The 18,425-nt window shown below is 57.4% G+C and carries 21 protein-coding genes; 10 read left to right on the forward strand and 11 right to left on the reverse strand.

All coding sequences use genetic code 11. The annotated features are described in order from the left end of the window. Positions 1-20: 20 nt before the first annotated feature. Positions 21-191 (reverse strand): hypothetical protein, encoded by a 171-nt coding sequence (locus tag CAF63_RS28845; RefSeq protein WP_178081304.1) that lies wholly within the window; start codon positions 189-191, stop codon positions 21-23. A gap of 34 nt (positions 192-225) precedes the next feature. Beyond that, positions 226-528 (reverse strand): DUF1883 domain-containing protein, encoded by a 303-nt coding sequence (locus tag CAF63_RS18080; protein ID WP_007958929.1) that lies wholly within the window; start codon positions 526-528, stop codon positions 226-228. 211 nt (positions 529-739) lie between these two features. Between CAF63_RS18080 and CAF63_RS18090 the strand changes: the two genes are divergently transcribed. Together CAF63_RS18090 and CAF63_RS18095 are read left to right on the forward strand one after the other, a co-directional pair. Then, positions 740-1,096, forward strand: coding sequence for a hypothetical protein (locus CAF63_RS18090; protein ID WP_064596943.1), 357 nt, complete (start codon positions 740-742; stop codon positions 1,094-1,096). A gap of 72 nt (positions 1,097-1,168) precedes the next feature. Next, on the forward strand, positions 1,169-1,399 hold the full coding sequence (locus CAF63_RS18095; protein ID WP_085686975.1) for a hypothetical protein: 231 nt from the start codon (positions 1,169-1,171) through the stop codon (positions 1,397-1,399). Positions 1,400-1,401: 2 nt separating this feature from the next. Here CAF63_RS18095 and CAF63_RS18100 read toward each other — a convergent pair whose 3' ends face one another. Further along, a complete protein-coding gene (locus CAF63_RS18100; RefSeq protein WP_085686977.1) occupies positions 1,402-1,698 on the reverse strand; it encodes a hypothetical protein in 297 nt (98 codons plus the stop codon). A 140-nt stretch (positions 1,699-1,838) separates the two neighbouring features. After that, positions 1,839-2,027 carry a hypothetical protein gene (locus tag CAF63_RS18105; RefSeq protein WP_085686979.1) on the reverse strand — a complete coding sequence of 63 codons (189 nt, stop codon included), beginning with the start codon at positions 2,025-2,027 and terminating at the stop codon, positions 1,839-1,841. Positions 2,028-2,274: 247 nt separating this feature from the next. Between CAF63_RS18105 and galU the strand changes: the two genes are divergently transcribed. Beyond that, entirely contained in the window at positions 2,275-3,114 is an 840-nt protein-coding gene (gene galU / locus CAF63_RS18110) for a UTP--glucose-1-phosphate uridylyltransferase GalU (protein ID WP_007958937.1), read from the forward strand. Between the two features lie 129 nt (positions 3,115-3,243). After that, positions 3,244-4,602: a glutathione-disulfide reductase gene (gene gorA, locus CAF63_RS18115; protein ID WP_085686981.1), complete on the forward strand. Its 1,359-nt coding sequence runs from the start codon at positions 3,244-3,246 to the stop codon at positions 4,600-4,602. On the opposite strand, the gene CAF63_RS18120 is transcribed toward gorA, so the two are convergent. Continuing rightward, on the reverse strand, positions 4,599-5,603 hold the full coding sequence (locus tag CAF63_RS18120) for a DNA-binding protein (protein WP_085686983.1): 1,005 nt from the start codon (positions 5,601-5,603) through the stop codon (positions 4,599-4,601). The genes gorA and CAF63_RS18120 overlap by 4 nt on opposite strands. 177 nt (positions 5,604-5,780) lie before the next feature. Between CAF63_RS18120 and CAF63_RS18125 the strand changes: the two genes are divergently transcribed. The 3 genes from CAF63_RS18125 to ahpF all read left to right on the forward strand — a co-directional run bounded on the left by CAF63_RS18125 (position 5,781) and on the right by ahpF (position 9,112). After that, positions 5,781-6,719 carry a site-specific integrase gene (locus CAF63_RS18125; RefSeq protein WP_143492468.1) on the forward strand — a complete coding sequence of 313 codons (939 nt, stop codon included), beginning with the start codon at positions 5,781-5,783 and terminating at the stop codon, positions 6,717-6,719. Positions 6,720-6,855: 136 nt separating this feature from the next. After that, a complete protein-coding gene (ahpC, locus tag CAF63_RS18130) occupies positions 6,856-7,419 on the forward strand; it encodes an alkyl hydroperoxide reductase subunit C (RefSeq protein WP_003224621.1) in 564 nt (187 codons plus the stop codon). A gap of 130 nt (positions 7,420-7,549) precedes the next feature. Continuing rightward, positions 7,550-9,112, forward strand: a complete 1,563-nt coding sequence (ahpF, locus tag CAF63_RS18135; protein WP_085686985.1) for an alkyl hydroperoxide reductase subunit F — start codon at positions 7,550-7,552, stop codon at positions 9,110-9,112. An 81-nt stretch (positions 9,113-9,193) separates the two neighbouring features. Here the strand turns inward: ahpF and gloA are convergent, their stop codons facing one another. Beyond that, positions 9,194-9,715 (reverse strand): lactoylglutathione lyase, encoded by a 522-nt coding sequence (gloA, locus tag CAF63_RS18140; RefSeq protein ID WP_065260490.1) that lies wholly within the window; start codon positions 9,713-9,715, stop codon positions 9,194-9,196. Positions 9,716-9,857: 142 nt separating this feature from the next. Between gloA and CAF63_RS18145 the strand changes: the two genes are divergently transcribed. Continuing rightward, on the forward strand, positions 9,858-10,376 hold the full coding sequence (locus CAF63_RS18145) for a DUF4946 domain-containing protein (protein WP_085686987.1): 519 nt from the start codon (positions 9,858-9,860) through the stop codon (positions 10,374-10,376). Between the two features lie 206 nt (positions 10,377-10,582). On the opposite strand, the gene CAF63_RS18150 is transcribed toward CAF63_RS18145, so the two are convergent. From CAF63_RS18150 to CAF63_RS18160, 3 genes are all read right to left on the reverse strand, one after another. Further along, positions 10,583-10,948, reverse strand: a complete 366-nt coding sequence (locus tag CAF63_RS18150) for a histone-like nucleoid-structuring protein, MvaT/MvaU family (RefSeq protein ID WP_011334329.1) — start codon at positions 10,946-10,948, stop codon at positions 10,583-10,585. Positions 10,949-11,182: 234 nt separating this feature from the next. After that, positions 11,183-12,718, reverse strand: coding sequence for an EAL domain-containing protein (locus tag CAF63_RS18155; RefSeq protein WP_085686989.1), 1,536 nt, complete (start codon positions 12,716-12,718; stop codon positions 11,183-11,185). Positions 12,719-12,833: 115 nt separating this feature from the next. Continuing rightward, a complete protein-coding gene (locus tag CAF63_RS18160; protein WP_085686991.1) occupies positions 12,834-13,706 on the reverse strand; it encodes a LysR family transcriptional regulator in 873 nt (290 codons plus the stop codon). Between the two features lie 77 nt (positions 13,707-13,783). Between CAF63_RS18160 and CAF63_RS18165 the strand changes: the two genes are divergently transcribed. After that, the gene (locus tag CAF63_RS18165) at positions 13,784-14,731 is read left to right on the forward strand and encodes a DMT family transporter (protein ID WP_085686993.1); all 948 of its coding nucleotides are present in this window, start codon (positions 13,784-13,786) and stop codon (positions 14,729-14,731) included. 246 nt (positions 14,732-14,977) lie between these two features. Beyond that, the gene (hppD, locus tag CAF63_RS18170) at positions 14,978-16,054 is read left to right on the forward strand and encodes a 4-hydroxyphenylpyruvate dioxygenase (protein WP_085686995.1); all 1,077 of its coding nucleotides are present in this window, start codon (positions 14,978-14,980) and stop codon (positions 16,052-16,054) included. 127 nt (positions 16,055-16,181) lie between these two features. On the opposite strand, the gene rarD is transcribed toward hppD, so the two are convergent. Next, positions 16,182-17,063, reverse strand: coding sequence for an EamA family transporter RarD (rarD, locus tag CAF63_RS18175; RefSeq protein WP_085686997.1), 882 nt, complete (start codon positions 17,061-17,063; stop codon positions 16,182-16,184). A 277-nt stretch (positions 17,064-17,340) separates the two neighbouring features. After that, the gene (locus CAF63_RS18180) at positions 17,341-18,354 is read right to left on the reverse strand and encodes an aldo/keto reductase (RefSeq protein WP_085686999.1); all 1,014 of its coding nucleotides are present in this window, start codon (positions 18,352-18,354) and stop codon (positions 17,341-17,343) included. Between the last annotated feature and the right edge of the window lie 71 nt (positions 18,355-18,425).

Genomic DNA, 18,425 nt, shown 5'->3' on the forward strand with positions numbered 1-18,425 from the left:
GGTCGAATTTCGTCCGGGTCTTACAGGGCCTTGCTGACGCTGATGTCGCTGATCACATCGTCGCTCTGGCCGTGCAGGGCATCCAGTGCTGACTTGGCTTCTTCCGGCGTGCCGTTTTCCAGTTGGGCGAACTCGAAGCGGCGTTCACCGTTGAGTTTGTACTTGATCACGTATTTGGTCGTTTGGGCCACGTTGATGCTTACCTGTCTGCGTTGGCGGAACTGCTCAGCTGAGTTTGGAGCTGGAGCGGCGAATGATCTTGATCGAGTGCGTCAGGGTCGGCTTGCGGGTCACGCTGATCGCGCGGCGGTTGACGGTGTCGATGGTGATGTTCCAGAAACCGGTGCTCGGCGCGGTGATACGCGCCGGAAACGTGTCGAAAGCACCGCCGTGATAGGTGTGACGGCCGCCATTCTTGAAACTGCGGAAGTTGGCGTCGTTCATCAAACGGATATTGCAGGTTTGCGAGCATTGAATGACGACGATGTCGTCTTCGTTGAGGTGCTCGCGCTGGTGTATGAATTTCATGGGCGCCTCCAGAAGGGCTTTTTCTACAAAATCAAAACGATAGCATTGTCGATTGGCGCAGTTTATCAGCCTGGACAGGTTATTATCCGGCCGTCGGGCACCGCTTTGACAATTAAAAACAGATATTCACGGTTTCATGTGGGTTAAATGCAGCAGGCCTCGGAGAAAAACGGCATTCGTGCTGTCGGAGGGTCTTTATTGGAGGTTTTGTATGAAGTGGGGTGTGGTGATTCTGCCGTTGGCATTGGCAATGGGTGGTTGCGCAAGCGTTTCGGAAATCAATGAAACGCTGCCGACCATGAACGTCATTTCCGGCAAGAAACCCCATGAATATGCTGAGTGCCTGGCCGAAAAGCTGTCCAGCAGCCGGGGTGCCCTGCAGGTAGAGCGGCACAAGGATGAAGTCCGGGTCATCGTTCCGGGCAAGCTGGGATCGGGTCCGGCCGCAGTGTTTGACATTGAGGATCGCTCCGGCGGCAGCAGCATCAAGCTGCATGAGCGGATGTCCAATGTGCCGCTGCGTCCATGGGATGTGCGCAAAGCCGCCACGGCCTGTATTTCCGGCTGATAGACTGTCAGCCGTCAGCATTGATGCCGTCACAGCGTGGCTGTGGCGGCATTGTCATTTCTGGAGAGGTGAATGAAGAGAGAGCAGGTGCGGGAGCGACACAAGGAAGGGCTCATTGCGGCGACTCATGTGATCCAGAACCCGGCGAATCCGGGGGAGTGGATCGTGTTTTTCAAGAAAAGCGCCGGTCGCAGTTATTTCCTGGTGGACGATAACGACGAAGTCGAGTCCTTCAACCGGCTCGATGACCTGATCGAGGTCGTGCGCGGAATGGGGATCAAGTTCGCCGAAATTCACATGTAAGGCTATTTACAAACCACCACTACGCTACGGTTTTTGTAGTTGCCGACGTCGACGCCCAACGTCTTGTCGTCTTCCTTGGGCGCCGGTGTGCCGTCAGTCCCGACGATCCGATAACCGGTCCCGGCACAGGACGCATCAGCCTTTTCATAACAGCTGGCCCAGGAATTGGCTTCACCGGAGCAGTCGATGCTCAAACCTTGTTCGCCGTTGTTCAGGTAGGTGGTCTGCGAGGTAGCGCAGCCGGCCAGGGCTGCGAGCGCAATCAGGGGCAGGCAGTTGATGAAATGGCTTTTTCTCATGGCAGTGTCGTCTTCGAGGAGGAGGGGGCTAGACGCTATGACAGCGCCGGCATGAAAAGGTTATAGCGTTTGGCCACTTCTTTGTGCGCAGCCCAAAAAAAGCCCTGCGCGAAGGCAGGGCCGGGATTTGTCGTTGCCGATCAGTCTTGATCCTTGCCGCGACGCTTCGGTGCAGGAGGCGTGTAATCAAGCACCGCGGCCACTTCAATCGCCATCGCTTCAGTGGGCAACGGCCCGGACACATCTTCGCCGTTGGCGGCAGTGATATGCCACTGGCCATCTTCCGCCTTGGCGACGGTGTATCCGTTGATGATTTTTGCTGCGGACATCTAGCGGCCTCGTTGGCTGTTTCAAAGGCGCCATGATAACGGTAAATCGGCAATTGGGAGCAGGTCGATGCGGCGTACCGAGATCTTTGGGCTAAGCTGATTGCGCAGCCTCTGTATGCGGATTGAACTATCCGCCAGATTATTTCTCTATGTTGACATCGGTTAGCCAGTGCGGGGCATTGTAAGGTGCACGCCGCCTGATTAGACTGCGCCGAAACTCGTACACACAGCCCTTTCAAGGACTTATATGATCAAGAAATGCTTGTTCCCAGCAGCCGGTTACGGTACTCGCTTCCTCCCAGCGACTAAGGCCATGCCCAAAGAAATGCTGCCGGTGGTAAACAAGCCACTGATCCAGTACGGCGTCGAAGAAGCTCTGGATGCTGGCCTGAACGAAATTTCCATCGTGACCGGTCGTGGCAAGCGCGCCCTGGAAGACCACTTCGACATCAGCTATGAGCTGGAAAACCAGATCAAAGGCACCGACAAGGAAAAATACCTGGTCGGTATCCGCAAGCTGCTGGACGAGTGTTCGTTCTCCTACACCCGTCAGACCGAAATGAAAGGCCTGGGTCACGCGATTTTGACCGGTCGCCCGCTGATCGGTGACGAACCATTCGCTGTGGTGCTGGCGGACGACCTGTGCGTCAATCTCGAAGGCGACGGTGTACTGACCCAGATGGTCAAGCTGTACAAGCAGTTCCGCTGCTCGATCATTGCCATTCAGGAAGTTGATCCGCAAGAAACCAGCAAATACGGTGTTATCGCTGGCGAAATGATCCGCGACGACATCTACCGCGTACACAGCATGGTCGAGAAGCCAAAGCCGGAAGACGCGCCGTCGAACCTGGCGATCATCGGCCGTTACATCCTGACCCCGGACATCTTCGACCTGATCGAACAGACCGAGCCAGGCAAAGGCGGTGAAATCCAGATCACCGACGCCCTGATGAAACAAGCCCAGAACGGCTGCGTAATGGCCTACAAGTTCAAGGGCAAGCGTTTCGACTGCGGTGGTGCTGAAGGCTACATCGAAGCAACCAACTTCTGCTTCGAGAACTTCTACAAGACTGGCAAGGCTTACTAATACAGCCTGATCTGCCTGTACGAAAAAGCCACCTTCGGGTGGCTTTTTCATTTTCCGCCCCTATATCGGCAGGAGTGCTTGCCCAACGGACGACGGCGGGTATGCTGATCGCCTGCCGAGGAGATAGAAATGGCCTACGATTTTGACCTTTATGTGATTGGTGCCGGTTCCGGCGGTGTGCGGGCTGCGCGTTTTGCTGCCGGGTTTGGTGCGAAAGTGGCGGTGGCCGAGAGCCGTTATCTGGGCGGTACCTGCGTCAACGTCGGTTGCGTACCGAAAAAACTGTTGGTGTACGGCGCGCATTTCGCCGAAGACTTCGAACAGTCCTCGGGGTTTGGCTGGAGCCTGGGCGAGGCGGATTTCGATTGGGCCACGCTGATTGCCAACAAGGATCGCGAGATCAATCGCCTGAACGGCATTTATCGCAATCTACTGGTCAACAGCGGCGTGACCCTGCATGAAGCGCACGCCAAGATCGTTGGTCCTCACGAAGTCGAGGTCAACGGCGAGCGCTACACCGCGAAGAATATTCTGATCGCCACCGGTGGCTGGCCGCAGATCCCCGAGATTCCGGGGCATGAGCATGCAATCAGCTCGAACCAGGCGTTCTTCCTCAAAGAGCTGCCCAAACGTGTGCTGGTCGTTGGCGGCGGTTACATCGCCGTTGAATTTGCCGGGATTTTCCATGGGCTGGGTGCCAACACGACGTTGCTGTATCGCGGGGATCTGTTCCTGCGCGGTTTCGACGGTTCGGTGCGTAACCACTTGAAGGAAGAGTTGACCAAGCGCGGTCTGGATCTGCAATTCAATGCCGACATTGCCCGCATCGACAAGCAATCCGACGGCAGCCTGAAGGCCACCCTCAAGGATGGTCGCGTACTGGAAGCGGATTGTGTGTTCTACGCCACCGGTCGGCGTCCGATGCTGGATAACCTGGGGCTGGAAAACACTGACGTGCAGCTCGACGACAAAGGCTTCATCAAGGTCGACGAGCAATATCAGACCACCGAGCCATCAATCCTGGCGCTGGGCGATGTCATCGGGCGCGTGCAGTTGACGCCAGTGGCGCTGGCTGAAGGCATGGCGGTGGCGCGGCGTCTGTTCAAACCTGAGCAATACCGTCCGGTGGATTACAAGATGATTCCGACGGCAGTGTTCAGTCTGCCGAACATCGGCACCGTCGGCTTGACCGAAGAGGAAGCGCGGGAAGCGGGTCACGACGTGGTGATCTACGAAAGCCGCTTCCGGCCGATGAAGCTGACCCTGACTGACTGCCAGGAGCGCACGTTGATGAAGCTGGTGGTCGATGGCAAGTCCGACAAGGTGCTGGGTTGTCACATGGTTGGGCCGGATGCCGGCGAGATCGTGCAGGGTCTGGCAATTGCACTGAAGGCTGGCGCCACCAAGCGTGACTTCGACGACACCATCGGGGTGCACCCGACGGCGGCCGAAGAATTTGTCACGATGCGTACGCCGGTCGGCGCTTAAGTCTTTTTCGGTTCTGCTGCGTCTGGCGCTGCCACAACGGTGGTGGCCAGACGCAGGCTGGCTTGAACCGTGGCCAATTCCTTTTCCAGTGATTGATTGAGCTGCGACTGTTCGTCGACGTTCTGCTTGAGCGTCTGGCTTTCCAGTAATGCCACGCGCAGGCGCTCCTGGAGGAGGGTGCGCTCGCTGTCGACGCGAGACGCCTGCTCCAGCAGTTGATCCTGACGCTGATTGCTGTGCTTGAGCTGATCCTGCATCAGGCTCAGTTCACGCAGCGTTCCTCGGTTTTCGGTCAGCAGGCGCTCGTTGTCGCGGTGCAGTTGGGTGATTTCGTCCTGACGTACCAGCGCGCTTTGCTGTGCCTGACGCAGCTCCATCTGCAATTGCTGCATCTGAGTTTCGTGACGGCTTTGCTCCTGCTCTCGCTGTTCCTTGATGGCGTTGCGGTAGTGTTCAAGCGCATCGCGGGCGTGCAGGTGTTTTTCTTCCAGCGAGCGGATCTGCTCGTCCTTGTCCTGCAGGCGCAATTCAAAATCGGCCAGCGCCTGATTCAGCCCGGCGTTGCGGGTCTGCTCGGTCTGCAGCATCGAGCGGGTGTCGCTCAGGGCTTCGGATTCCTTGGCCAGCGCGGCAGTCTGAATGTCGTGTTTCTTCTCCAGTTGCGCATGATCCTGACGAAGCTGATTCAGCTCGTCCTCCAGTGCCTGACGTTGTTGCTCGTACTGCTCGCGCGCCTGATCAATTGGCTCTTGTGCCTGTTCTTTCAGGCGTTGTGCAAGGCGCGTGACGAGAGCCAGCAGTTCGTCATCAATGGGTTCTGCCGACGGATCCGCTGGCTCGCTGCCGTCATCCAGCTCTTTTAGATAGCGATGAATCGTGGTTTTTGAGCCCGTATTGCCCAGCTCGATGCGTACTGCATCGATACTGGGATGTTCGCCACGGGCGAGGATCGCTGCGCGCGCGATCTGGACTACTGCTTTGTTAACGCCGCCACGGGCCATATCTGCTCCTACCATTTCGTACTGTGGTACATGCCACTAAAGTACGCAGTGTACCATGTTGAAAATAAAGTGAAACAGGCACCGATAGACGGGCGGGATATACTGGTATTACCCCGTGTGAAACCTCTAAAATCGGTTTCCGCACGAACCCTCAGTACGCCACGAGTAAATCAGCCCATGAGCGATATCGATCGCTACCTGCAAGCCGCCACCCGGGAGAACACCCGCCGCAGTTATCGCGCGGCCATTGAGCACTTCGAATCCGCGTGGGGAGGGTTTCTGCCGGCGACAGCGGATAGCGTCGCGCGGTACCTGGTAGCGCATGCCGGCGTGTTGTCGGTCAACACGTTGAAGTTGCGTCTGTCGGCGTTGGCGCAGTGGCATAACAGTCAAGGCTTCGCCGATCCCACCAAGTCGCCGGTGGTGCGCAAAGTGTTCAAGGGCATTCGCGCCCTGCATCCGGCTCAGGAAAAACAGGCCGAGCCACTGCAATTGCGCGATCTTGAGCAGACCGTCGCCTGGCTTGAGCAGGAAATGAAGGACGCTAGAGAGAATCAGGACCGGCCGCTATTGCTCAGAGCCTGCCGGGATCGGGCATTGATTCTGCTGGGCTTCTGGCGTGGCTTTCGCAGCGATGAGCTTTGTCGGGTGCAGATCGAGCACGTGCAGGCGCACGCCGGCAGCGGCATCACCCTGTACCTGCCGCGCAGCAAGGGCGATCGGGAAAATCTCGGCCAGACCTATCAGGCCCCGGCGCTGCTGAAGTTGTGCCCGGTGCAGGCTTATATCGAATGGATCACCGAAGCGGCGCTGGTGCGGGGCCCGGTGTTTCGCGCCGTCGACCGGTGGGGCAATCTGAGTGAGGAGGGCTTGCACGCCAACAGCGTGATCCCTTTATTGCGCCAGGCTCTGGAGCGCTCGGGAATCTCTGCCGAGCGCTACACCAGCCATTCCCTGCGTCGCGGCTTCGCAACCTGGGCCCATCAAAGCGGCTGGGATCTCAAATCGTTGATGAGTTACGTGGGCTGGAAGGATATGAAGTCCGCCATGCGCTATGTTGAAGCGAGCCCCTTTCACGGGATGGCCCGGATTACGGATAAGCCGCTGTCGCCGTAGATATCGTTTTCTTCTATTAATATCCTCAGCTAATAGCGAAAACAAATCAGCAGCATCAGGTTTGCCAATGAGCCATCCGTCGAGTGACTGGGTAGGATTCACCCATCGAATTCACAACCCTGACGGAGAGTCATCAATGCCTATCATCAACAGCCAAGTAAAACCGTTCAAAGCTACCGCGTTCAAAAACGGCGACTTCGTACAAGTCTCGGACGCTGACCTGAAAGGCAAATGGTCCGTAGTGTTCTTCTACCCGGCCGACTTCACTTTCGTTTGCCCAACCGAACTCGAAGACCTGGCTGACAACTACGCCGCCTTCCAGAAACTGGGCGTAGAGATCTACAGCGTTTCGACCGACACCCACTTTGCCCACGCTGCCTGGCACAACACTTCGCCAGCCATCGGCAAAATCGAATACACCATGATCGGTGACCCGACCCACGTTATCTCCCGCAACTTCGACGTGCTGATCGAGGAAGCTGGTCTGGCTGACCGTGGCACCTTCGTGATCAACCCTGAAGGCCAGATCAAAATCGTTGAACTGAACGATGGCGGCGTTGGCCGTGACGCTTCCGAGCTGCTGCGCAAAATCAAGGCTGCTCAGTACGTTGCTGCTCACCCAGGCGAAGTTTGCCCGGCCAAGTGGAAAGAAGGCGAGGCCACTCTGGCTCCGTCCCTGGACCTGGTCGGCAAGATCTAAGTCTGTGACACACGCAATGCAGGGCGGGACTCCGCACCTACTCAAGTAAGCTGCACCGCCCAATAGAAAAGCCCGGGCGAGATTCGCTCGGGCTTTTTTTCGCCTCAAATAAAGTCAGGAGATCGCCCGTATGTTGGACGCCAATCTTAAAGCCCAGTTGAAATCGTACCTGGAACGGGTCACCCAGCCGATCGAGATCGTTGCATCACTCGACGACGGTGCGAAATCCCGTGAAATGCTCGACCTGCTGAAAGACGTTGCCAGTCTTTCGCACCAGATTACTTTGATCGACAGCGGCGACGATGCACGCAAGCCGTCGTTCTCGATCAACCGCCCGGGTGCCGACATCAGCCTGCGTTTCGCCGGCATCCCGATGGGCCATGAATTCACTTCGCTGGTGCTGGCCCTGCTGCAAGTCGGCGGCCACCCTTCGAAGGCCAGTGTCGAAGTGATCGAACAGATCCGCTCGCTCAAGGGCGAGTTCAACTTCGAGACTTACTTCTCGCTGTCCTGCCAGAACTGCCCGGACGTCGTTCAGGCGCTGAACCTGATGGCCGTGCTGAACCCGAACATCCGCCACGTCGCCATCGACGGCGCGCTGTTCCAGGACGAAGTAAACGATCGCAAGATCATGGCTGTGCCAAGCATCTACCTCAACGGCGAAAATTTCGGCCAGGGCCGCATGGGCCTGGAAGAAATCCTCGCCAAACTCGACACCGGCGCAATCGAGCGTCAGGCCGAGAAAATCAGCGCCAAGCAAGCCTTTGATGTGCTGGTGGTCGGCGGTGGCCCGGCCGGTGCTTCGGCGGCGATCTATGCCGCACGTAAAGGCATTCGCACAGGTGTTGCAGCCGAGCGCTTCGGCGGTCAGGTGCTGGACACCATGGCCATCGAGAACTTCATTTCGGTGCAGGAAACCGAAGGCCCGAAACTGGCGACCGCGCTGGAAGAACACGTCAAGCAGTACGACGTCGACATCATGAACCTGCAACGCGCCGACCAGCTGATCCCGGGCATGAATGGCGAGCTGCATGAAGTCCGCTTTGCCAGCGGCGCGACCCTCAAAGCCAAGAGCGTGATTCTGGCTACGGGTGCACGGTGGCGTGAAATGAACGTGCCGGGTGAGCAGGAATACCGCAACAAAGGCGTGGCGTACTGCCCGCACTGTGACGGTCCGCTGTTCAAAGGCAAGCGTGTGGCGGTGATTGGCGGCGGTAACTCTGGCGTCGAAGCGGCCATCGATCTGGCCGGTATCGTGTCCCACGTCACCTTGCTTGAGTTCGATGTACAACTGCGTGCCGACGCCGTGTTGCAACGCAAGCTGCACAGTCTGCCGAACGTGACAGTGATCACCAGTGCACAAACCACTGAAGTGACGGGCAATGGCGAGAAGGTCAACGGCCTGCGCTACAAGGATCGCAATACTGACGAGCTGCGCACGGTCGAGCTGGAAGGGATATTCGTGCAGATCGGTCTGCTACCCAACACCGATTGGCTCAAAGGCACCATCGAGCTGTCGCCGCGCGGCGAGATCATCGTCGATAACCGTGGTGAAACCTCGATCCCTGGTATCTTCGCCGCCGGTGACGTGACCACCGTGCCGTACAAGCAGATCGTCATTGCGGTGGGCGAGGGTGCCAAGGCCTCCCTCAGCGCCTTCGATCACTTGATCCGCACTTCGGCTCCGGCGTAAATCCCGGGCCTGAAACAGAAAAACCCCATCAGCGATGATGGGGTTTTTCTTTGCGGGCTGCTTTCTATCCAGGCTCAGGCTTTACAGCGGCGCCGGCTGGATGATTTCGACCCAGTAGCCATCCGGATCCTTGATGAACGCCAGGCTCTTCATGCGGCCATCGGTCAGGCGTTTCTGGAAGTCGCAGCCAAGCTCTTCAAAGCGTGCGCAAGCAGCGACGATGTCTGGCACCGAAATGCAGATGTGGCCGAAACCGCGCGGGTCGGTGTTGCCGTTGTGGTAGGCGAAATCTGCGTCGTTCTCGGTGCCGTGGTTGTGGGTCAGTTCCAGAATGCCGGGAATCGACTTCATCCACTCGGTGCGGGCAGCGGCGTCGGCCGGGATCTGCGATTTGTCGACCAGGGCGAGGAAGTACAGGCTGAATTCCGCTTCCGGGAAATCACGCTTTTCTACCAGCGAGAAACCCAATACGCGGGTGTAGAAATCCAGCGATTTGGTGATGTCTTTGACGCGCAGCATGGTGTGGTTGAACACGAAGTTGCGGGTTGCGCTGTCCGGGGTGGCAGTGACGCCGGGGAAAGTGTTCAGTTCTTGCAGGCTCATGGGCCCTCCGTAACATATTGGGGCGAGTGAATGGGCGCAATGATACGCATGCCTGGCAGCATCGCCAAACCGAAAGCGCGGGCTTGCCCTGCGAGCGGGCGGGCCTCAGACTTTACGGCTCAATCCGCGAGTGCCTCTGGTAATGATCCGACCGTTCAAATCGCTGTTCGTTTTCCTGGGTTTTTCCCTGTTTGCTCTGCCAGCCTTTGCCGAGGCACCGAGCATCACCTGGCCCGCCGGCTGGGAAGTCGAGGCGTTGCCCGAAACCTCTCCGGAAGTCTCCCGTCAGCGGGCAGTGAAGACTGACGCCGATGGCAATCAGGTCATGGTGATGGAGTTGACGATGACCCGTGTCGAAAGTGGTCATCAGGTCAACTTGCAGGGCGTGTTACTGGAGATGCGAAAATCGGTGCAGAAAGACTTTTTCCAGGGCGGTTATCAGAGTGTCTGCAACAAGGTTCACCCGAGTACGCTGGGCTCGCTGACGGCACTTGAGACCACTTGTGTGGTGACTGAAAACGGGCGTCATGTGTTGTCGCAAACATTGGTTGCAGCGGTCGAGGCGGATAAGGCTTACGTACTTTCGTATGCAGGGCAGGCGGAGGTTTATAAGGCCAGTGGCGACGAAATAGCGGCGGCTAGAAACAGCTTGAAATTCTAGCCACCTGTTCGCCGCTCAGTGCGCCACTAGATACCTGAAGTGATTAAATACAAAGTTAATCTGACGATAAGCACGCAATATCCGCAAGCATAGTTCCAGCTGGGGCGGTGATTTCTGCTCAACTTTCACCCGCGCGAATCGTTGCATTTGTTAGATATTGTCAAAAAAAAGCCCTGCAATTGCAGGGCTTTATTGTTTACGACGGATTAACCGCGCAACCAGGAATCAACGGTGGCTGCACCGTATTGTTCCTTCCAGGCCTTCAGGCCACGATGGTTGCCACCCTTGGTCTCGATCAGCTCGCCGGTGTGCGGGTTCTGGTAGACCTTGACCACGCGAGCGCGGCGAGTTTTAGGGGCGGCGGTCGATTGCAGACCGGATTTCGCCGGGTTCGGATCAAGAATGGCGATGATGTCTTTCAGGCCTTTGCCATAGGTTTTCATCAGACCCTGGAGCTTTTCTTCGAATTCGATTTCTTTCTTGAGCCCGGCATCGTTCTTCAGCGATTCCAGCTGCTTGAGCTGTTCCTGAAGGGCCTTTTCAGCTGCACGAAATTCAGCGAGTCTGGACAATATCTTTACTCCAATAGTGTGTTTGGCTGATACCAACCGCAAACAAAGCTATAAGCCAAGAGCCTTGAAGCGACTCGGTGATAATGGCTCACCTGTCCATCTTGCAACAGGCAAGAAAAATTGTAGTAGTTAATGACGCAAGAGTAAATCCTGACTTTTTCTTCATGTAACAACAGCGCTGTTTTGTTTCAATTTGGTGCGCGCTGTCAGCGTTTCAGGATTTATCACATTTAGTTAATGATGAGTTAATGCTTCGATGAAGTCCGTGGCCGGCATGGGCTTGCCGAACAGATAGCCTTGCAGGAAATCGACATGGTGAGCGGCCAGGTAATCAGCCTGGGCTTGTGTCTCTACGCCTTCAGCCACGATGCCAAGTTCCAGTTTGCCGGAGAGCTCGATGATGCTGTCCAGAATGTGCCGGGACAGGGCGTCCTTGTCGATCATGGCCACGAAGGTCTGGTCTATCTTGAGGAAGTCGACATTGAAGGTTCTCAAGTAGCCAAGGCTTGAATGACCGGTGCCGAAGTCGTCGAGCGCGATTTTTACCCCTATTGAACGCAGTTGCGTGAACAAGCGATGAGTGATGTCGGTCGGCTCGATCAGCTCGCGCTCAGTCAGCTCCAGCACCAGACTGATGCTGTCCGGCGCGAATGCTGACAAAAACTCACGGCAATCTTCCACCAGCTCCAGGTCGTGGCAATGGCTGGCGGTGATGTTGATGCCGATATGAAAAGGCGCCGTAAAGGTCGACGACAGCGGTCCCAGCACGGCAGCTGTCTGTTGCATCAGCAAGCGGGTCATCGGCACGATCAAGCCGGAATGCTCGGCAAACGGTATGAACAGGTCAGGACGTACCAGACCTTCCTTCGGGTGGTTCCAGCGCATCAGTACTTCGGTGCCTGACCATTTTTTACTGTCGCCGTGTACCACCGGCTGAAAGTACGGGACGAACTCTCCGGCCTCCAGCGCCCGCAACATCTCATGGCTGGGCGAAGTTGAGCGTTTCTGCACGATGTAGCCAATCATCCCGGACACCGCGCCAAAAAAAATCAGCAGGCTGAACAGCGGTGGATACTCGTCACTCATGTAGCGCCAGGTTTCACCTTCCGGAAAACCGGCAGTCACCGTAAATGCGTATTGCGAAGAATTGAGTGTGCTTTGCGCTACCGGCAAATGAGGCAGCGGGCCTTGATGTACTTTGCCGTCGGCGGAGAGCCAGTTATTGCCCACTTGCAGCATTAGCAGTGTTTGCCGGCCGATCAGGCGCAGGATGTTGCCCAAGTGGTAGCCGTCCAGTGTCGTCAGTGCTCCACCACGTCCTTCGCTCAAGCGATATACCAACAATGCAGTATTGGGCGTCACAGGGTTGCCGTTCATCAACCACAGTTTGCCTTGGGTGTAGTCGCCCGGATTGACGGCTTCCTTGAAGTCGCCGAACAGCGAACTGCAATAAAGGTTGTCGTCCCACACCAGATTGGTCGAGCGAACGAACGGGCGGCGGGTCACCTGTTCGCGCAAGGCCAACTTGACGTTTTCGCAGGTCTGACCGGCCAGTGGCAGCAAGTCACGGGCGGCCTGGGCGGTGTTGTCGAGCATCAGTTCGAACTGGCGCAAAGCTTCTTCGGCTGTGTGTTGCGCGCTTTGCTGAAGCGTTCGCTCGGCCTGCATGTGAAGAATGATTGTGCCCAGCAAAACCGGAACGAGCGCACACAACAGTGTCACGGTGATTCGAGTGCCGCGTTTGCGGCGGGGCCTGACGGTCAGAGGCATGAGCGCATCCTGTCGCGATGGAGTGGGGCTCTCGACTGCAGGCGGGGCAACGGCGCAGCTTCAGGAAAGCGTTTTGTCTGTGCCCATGATAGTTGGCGGATGGCGCTTGCGCCGCTCAAGGGTAATCCAGTCGGGTCGCCAGCTGGATGAATGCCAGAGTGGCGGGGGACGCCTGGCGCTGGTCGAGCACAGCCAGGCCGACCTGTCGCTGAACGGCGGGTGACAGCGGCTTCTTCACATAGCGCGGATCTGGATCGGTTGGCAGCGAACCTTCAGCAACGACGGTAATGGCGTCCCCACGGGCAACGGTATCGAGAGTGCTGAGCAGTTGCGAGCAGCGAAAACGGATGTTCGGCCTAAGCCGGGCGGCATTGAACAGGCGCGAAACAAGCTCCGAGGAGCCGGCCTCGGTCAGCACGAACGGGTCATTGCACAGGTCTTTCAAGCTTACCGCGTTGCATGCCGTCAAAGGGTGATCAGAGGGTAGAAGGGCGACCATCTGATCTTCGACCAATGCAAAGGTGTCAAAGCGATCTTCCGGCAGCACCACGAACCCGATATCGATCCGCCGCTCTTCCAGCCACTGAATCACTTGTCGGTCCGGGCCTTCGTCGATGTGCACTTCGATCCCCGGATGCGCCTCGCGATACTGCTGCAGAATTCGCGGCAACAATTTGATCGAGGACGTCGGCCCGAACGAACCGATGCGCAATGTGCCGCGTTTCATGCCGCGCGCATCCGCCGCTTCCTGACGCAACGTGTTGGCCAGCCCGAGCATCGCCCGTGCCCGCAACAGCAGTTGCTCGCCGATGTCGCTCAGTTCCACTTGGGATTGATGTCGGCGCAGCAGTTCGACGCCCAGTTCCTGCTCCAGCGACTTCAGGGCGTGGGACACCGCAGACTGGGAAATCCCCAGGCGATGGGCGGCGAGGGTGAAACCGCGCAGTTCGGCCACCAGCGAGAAAATCTCGAGTTGGGTCAGGGTCATGAGTAAAGACTCATTTTACGATGATGAAGAATAAGTCAAATGATAATTCATTCGTCTGGCGTGTCGTGAGGAGAGTTATGAGCAGTTATGAGCAAAGCCACGTTACAACTTCAGATCTGCCGGTTTATCTGAATCTGGCCTTGGTCACCATGATTTGGGGTGGGACGTGGGTAGCGGGACGATTTCTGGCCGGAAGCCTGAGCCCGGTTTTTGCCGCCAGCCTGCGCTTTCTGTTCGCCAGTGTAGCGTTACTCGGTTTCCTGCGGCTGGCGCGGATTGCGTTGTTGCGGCCCACGCCCCGGCAATGGCTGCAACTGGCGATGCTGGGTTTCTTCGGAATCTTCTTCTACAACCTGTGCTTCTTTTATGGCCTGCAATACATCAATGCTTCGCGGGCCTCGCTGATAGTTGCGTTGAATCCGGCGGTGATCGGTCTTGCATCCTGGCTACTGTTCAAGGAGCGGCTAAGCCGGCTGAAAGTGGTGGGAATCGCTATCTGTATCAGCGGGGCGGCTGTGGTTATTGTCAGTCGCAACCCGCAGCTGTTGAGCGAAACGCCGGACGCGTGGATTGGCGATCTGCTGATCCTCGGCTGCGTTTTGAGCTGGGGCGTCTATTCGCTGTTCTCACGCAGCCTCAATCAGAGCATCGGCCCGGTGCAGACCGTGACCTTTTCGATTTTGCTGGGCACCCTGATGTTGTGGGCGCTGGCCCTGAGCCGGGGCGAAGTGGACGTTGCAGCGCTGGCCGCGCTTGGCACACGCCAATGGCTGAGCCTGGCTTATCTAGGCGTGCTCGGTTCGGCGCTGGCCTACATTGGTTACTACGATGGCATCCGTAAAATCGGCGCCACACGCTCCGGCGTGTTCATTGCGCTCAATCCGCTGACCGCCGTGCTGGCCGGTGCAATCGTGCTGGGTGAACAGCTGACGCTAGCCATGTGCCTGGGCGGTGTGCTGATTCTTGCGGGCATCTGGCTGTGCAACAAACCCCTTGCACCAGCCCGAAAAAAGCGGATTTTATAGAGAGGGCAGACAACCCTATTTACGCTGTGTAGAATCGGGTTACGCATACAATAATAATCGTCTTCTGGCAGCAGAAGCCTCGCCCGCAAGAGCCTTGGGTCGACAATGAAGATATTCGGGTTTCAACTGATCTACGGTGACTTCCTCGCCCGCAGTGTGCGTGGCATCTCCTGTGCGCCACCCACCGGTCTCAGCATTACTGACAAATAACTCTGGTTAATTGATAAGAATGATGAGGCGCCAACCATGGCAGATTTATACGAAAACCCAATGGGCCTGATGGGCTTCGAGTTCATCGAGTTCGCAGCGCCGACGCCTGGCACTCTGGAGCCGATCTTCGAGATCATGGGCTTCACCAAGGTCGCGACCCACCGTTCCAAGAACGTGCACCTGTATCGTCAGGGTGCGATCAATCTGATCCTCAACAACGAACCGCACAGCGTCGCCTCGTACTTCGCGGCCGAGCACGGCCCGTCGGTGTGCGGCATGGCGTTCCGGGTCAAGGATTCGCAGAAAGCCTACAAACGCGCACTGGAACTCGGCGCTCAGCCGATCCACATCGAAACCGGCCCGATGGAACTGAACCTGCCGGCGATCAAAGGCATTGGCGGCGCGCCGCTGTACCTGATCGACCGTTTCGGCGAAGGCAGTTCCATCTATGACATCGACTTCGTGTTCCTCGAAGGCGTTGATCGCAATCCGGTCGGTGCCGGTCTGAAGATCATCGATCACCTGACCCACAACGTGTATCGCGGCCGCATGGCCTATTGGGCGAACTTTTACGAGAAGCTGTTCAACTTCCGCGAAATCCGTTACTTCGACATCAAGGGCGAATACACCGGCCTGACTTCGAAAGCGATGACCGCGCCGGACGGCATGATCCGCATCCCGCTCAACGAAGAATCGTCGAAGGGCGCCGGGCAGATCGAAGAGTTCCTGATGCAGTTCAACGGCGAAGGTATCCAGCACGTGGCGTTCCTCACCGACGACCTGGTCAAGACCTGGGATCAGTTGAAGAAAATCGGCATGCGCTTCATGACCGCGCCGCCGGACACCTACTACGAAATGCTCGAAGGCCGCCTGCCGAACCACGGCGAACCGGTGGATCAACTGCAATCGCGCGGCATCCTGCTCGATGGCGCATCAGACAAGGACGACAAGCGTCTGCTGCTGCAGATCTTCTCGGAAACCCTGATGGGCCCGGTGTTCTTCGAATTCATCCAGCGCAAGGGCGATGATGGTTTCGGTGAAGGCAACTTCAAGGCACTGTTCGAATCGATCGAGCGTGACCAGGTGCGTCGCGGTGTACTCGCTACCGAGTAATTAGTCGCACCGATAAAAAATGTGGGAGCGGGCTTGCTCGCGAAAGCAATCGTTCATTCAACACTTCAGTTGACTGATCCGACGCCTTCGCGAGCAAGCCCGCTCCCACATTTGTTTTGTGCTGCTTTTAAGGCCTGCGCTGGCGCATCAGGTGCTTGAACCCTTCAAACACCAGCACCACCACCGCCAGCCAGATAGGGATGTAGGTCAGCCATTCGCCAGACTTGATGCTTTCGCCCAGCAGGAGCGCCACACCCAGCAGCAATACCGGCTCAACGTAACTCAACAATCCAAACAGACTGAACGGCAGCAAGCGACTGGCGATGATGTACACCACCAGCGCCGAGGCACTGATCAGACCAAGCAGCGGAATCAGCCACGTCAGCGCCGGGTACTGATCGAACACACCAAAACCCTGTTCACCACCACGCACAAACCAGTACGCCACCGGCAGCATCAGGGTCATGTCGACCCACAATCCGCCGAGGTTGTCGGTCTTGAGGTATTTGCGCAGCACGAAGTACAGCGGGTAACCGACGACCACCACCAGCGTCGCCCAGGAAAACCCGCCGACCTGATACAACTCGTTCAACACGCCGAGGCTGGCAAAAAACACCGCGACTTTTTGCAGGTAGGAAAGACTCTCGCCATAAGCGATACGTCCGGTCAGGACCATGGCCAGCGGCAACAGGAAGTAGCCCAGCGATACATCGAGGCTGTAGCCGTTGAGCGGCGCCCACATGAACAGCCACAACTGCACACCCAGCAACGCTGACGAAACGATCAGGCCACCGATCAACTTCGGCAGCGCAGGGATCCGGCGCAGCAGCTCCAGCACCCGCCGCCATTCTCCGGACAACAACATGAACAAGGTCATGCAGGGCACGGTCAGCAGCATCCGCCAACCGAAGATTTCCACGCCGCTCAACGGGGTGAGCAACGAGGTGTAGTAATACATGACGGCAAACAGCGTCGAGGCTGTTACCGAGAGAGCGATACCTTTAGACAAACTGTCCTCGCGGGGTGATGGTCAAACGGGGCGCGCAGGATACGTGGTTTTTGTGCTGAATATTGGCCGAGTGATCAATATTTCCCACATGAGACCAAACCTGTGGGAGCGAGCCTGCTCCGGGCGGCGATCCGACGATGAGGTCAGCACATTAAGCATAGGTGGTGTATCGACTATCGCTATCGCGAGCAGGCTCGCTCCCACATTGGGTCCGTGCGGAACACAAGATCTGTATTCACCCAAGATCCCTGTGGGAGCGAGCTTGCTCGCGATGCTTTTACGCCTGACGCGGTTTACGCCCCGACACAAAATGGCTCACATCATTAAACCCCGGCGTAGACGCATGCCCCGGCGTCACCAGCGAGTCAATAAACGCTTCATCCTCCGCCGTGATCTTCACCGCCTGCGCCTTGGTGTACGCATCCCATTGTTCTTCAGTGCGCGGCCCCACAATCGCTGACGTCACCGCGCCGTTGTTCAGCACCCAGGCTATCGCAAACTCGACAATCCCGACCCCACGCTCCTGGGTGTATTGCTGAATCTGCTGGGCAATGCGCAGCGACTCCACGCGCCATTCGGTTTCCAGAATCCGCTTGTCCTGACGCCCGGCACGGCTGTTGGCGTCCGGGGTTACATCGGGTGCGTATTTACCGCTGAGCACGCCACGGGCCAGCGGGCTGTAAGGCACCACGCCGAGACCGTAAGTCTGGGCGGCGGTGATCTGTTCGGTCTCCGCCTGACGGTTGACGATGTTGTACAGCGGCTGGCTGATCACCGGGCGATCGACGCCGAGTTTGTCCGCCACGCGAATCACCTCGGCAATCCGCCAGCCGCGATAGTTCGACAGGCCCCAATAACGGATCTTGCCCTGACGAATCAGATCGCCAATCGCCGAGATCGTCACTTCCAGCGGCGTGTTGTGGTCTTCGCGGTGCAGGTAATAGATGTCGAGGTAGTCGGTGCCAAGCCGGGTCAGGCTGGCCTCCAGACCATTGAAAATGTGCTTGCGGCTCAAACCGCTGCGGTTCGGCACGCCATCCACCGGGCCGAAACCGACCTTGGTCGCCAGCACCCATTCATGCCGATGACGGGCGATGGCCTCGCCGACGATCTCTTCCGAGCGGCCGTTGGTGTAGACGTCCGCCGTGTCGATGAAATTGATGCCCTGATCCCAGGCCTTGTCGATGATGCGCAGCGAATCTTCCGCGCTGGTCTGCTCGCCGAACATCATCGTGCCGAGTGTGAGGGTGGACACCTGCAACCCCGAATGACCCAGTGTGCGATAGCTCATGCCGAAATCCTTTTGTCGGTGGGAAAGCGGTCATCAAATACCAGAAGCCCGGTAGACGGCAATCCGATTTA

The sequence above is a fragment of the Pseudomonas sp. B20(2017) genome, assembly GCF_002113125.1.
In the GTDB taxonomy this organism is placed as follows: Bacteria; Pseudomonadota; Gammaproteobacteria; order Pseudomonadales; family Pseudomonadaceae; genus Aquipseudomonas.

What these genes read in the sequence shown, in the direction of transcription:
- CAF63_RS18120 (WP_085686983.1), bottom strand. Translation starts at nt 5,603, where the DNA reads ATGGCCCGTGGCGGCGTTAACAAAGCAGTAGTCCAGATCGCGCGCGCA.
- CAF63_RS18155 (WP_085686989.1), bottom strand. Translation starts at nt 12,718, where the DNA reads ATGCCTCTGACCGTCAGGCCCCGCCGCAAACGCGGCACTCGAATCACC.
- CAF63_RS18160 (WP_085686991.1), bottom strand. Translation starts at nt 13,706, where the DNA reads ATGACCCTGACCCAACTCGAGATTTTCTCGCTGGTGGCCGAACTGCGC.
- ahpF (WP_085686985.1), top strand. Translation starts at nt 7,550, where the DNA reads ATGTTGGACGCCAATCTTAAAGCCCAGTTGAAATCGTACCTGGAACGG.
- CAF63_RS18165 (WP_085686993.1), top strand. Translation starts at nt 13,784, where the DNA reads ATGAGCAGTTATGAGCAAAGCCACGTTACAACTTCAGATCTGCCGGTT.
- CAF63_RS18145 (WP_085686987.1), top strand. Translation starts at nt 9,858, where the DNA reads ATGATCCGACCGTTCAAATCGCTGTTCGTTTTCCTGGGTTTTTCCCTG.
- galU (WP_007958937.1), top strand. Translation starts at nt 2,275, where the DNA reads ATGATCAAGAAATGCTTGTTCCCAGCAGCCGGTTACGGTACTCGCTTC.
- CAF63_RS18095 (WP_085686975.1), top strand. Translation starts at nt 1,169, where the DNA reads ATGAAGAGAGAGCAGGTGCGGGAGCGACACAAGGAAGGGCTCATTGCG.
- gorA (WP_085686981.1), top strand. Translation starts at nt 3,244, where the DNA reads ATGGCCTACGATTTTGACCTTTATGTGATTGGTGCCGGTTCCGGCGGT.
- hppD (WP_085686995.1), top strand. Translation starts at nt 14,978, where the DNA reads ATGGCAGATTTATACGAAAACCCAATGGGCCTGATGGGCTTCGAGTTC.
- ahpC (WP_003224621.1), top strand. Translation starts at nt 6,856, where the DNA reads ATGCCTATCATCAACAGCCAAGTAAAACCGTTCAAAGCTACCGCGTTC.
- CAF63_RS18080 (WP_007958929.1), bottom strand. Translation starts at nt 528, where the DNA reads ATGAAATTCATACACCAGCGCGAGCACCTCAACGAAGACGACATCGTC.
- CAF63_RS18105 (WP_085686979.1), bottom strand. Translation starts at nt 2,027, where the DNA reads ATGTCCGCAGCAAAAATCATCAACGGATACACCGTCGCCAAGGCGGAA.
- CAF63_RS18100 (WP_085686977.1), bottom strand. Translation starts at nt 1,698, where the DNA reads ATGAGAAAAAGCCATTTCATCAACTGCCTGCCCCTGATTGCGCTCGCA.
- CAF63_RS18180 (WP_085686999.1), bottom strand. Translation starts at nt 18,354, where the DNA reads ATGAGCTATCGCACACTGGGTCATTCGGGGTTGCAGGTGTCCACCCTC.
- gloA (WP_065260490.1), bottom strand. Translation starts at nt 9,715, where the DNA reads ATGAGCCTGCAAGAACTGAACACTTTCCCCGGCGTCACTGCCACCCCG.
- CAF63_RS18125 (WP_143492468.1), top strand. Translation starts at nt 5,781, where the DNA reads ATGAGCGATATCGATCGCTACCTGCAAGCCGCCACCCGGGAGAACACC.
- CAF63_RS18090 (WP_064596943.1), top strand. Translation starts at nt 740, where the DNA reads ATGAAGTGGGGTGTGGTGATTCTGCCGTTGGCATTGGCAATGGGTGGT.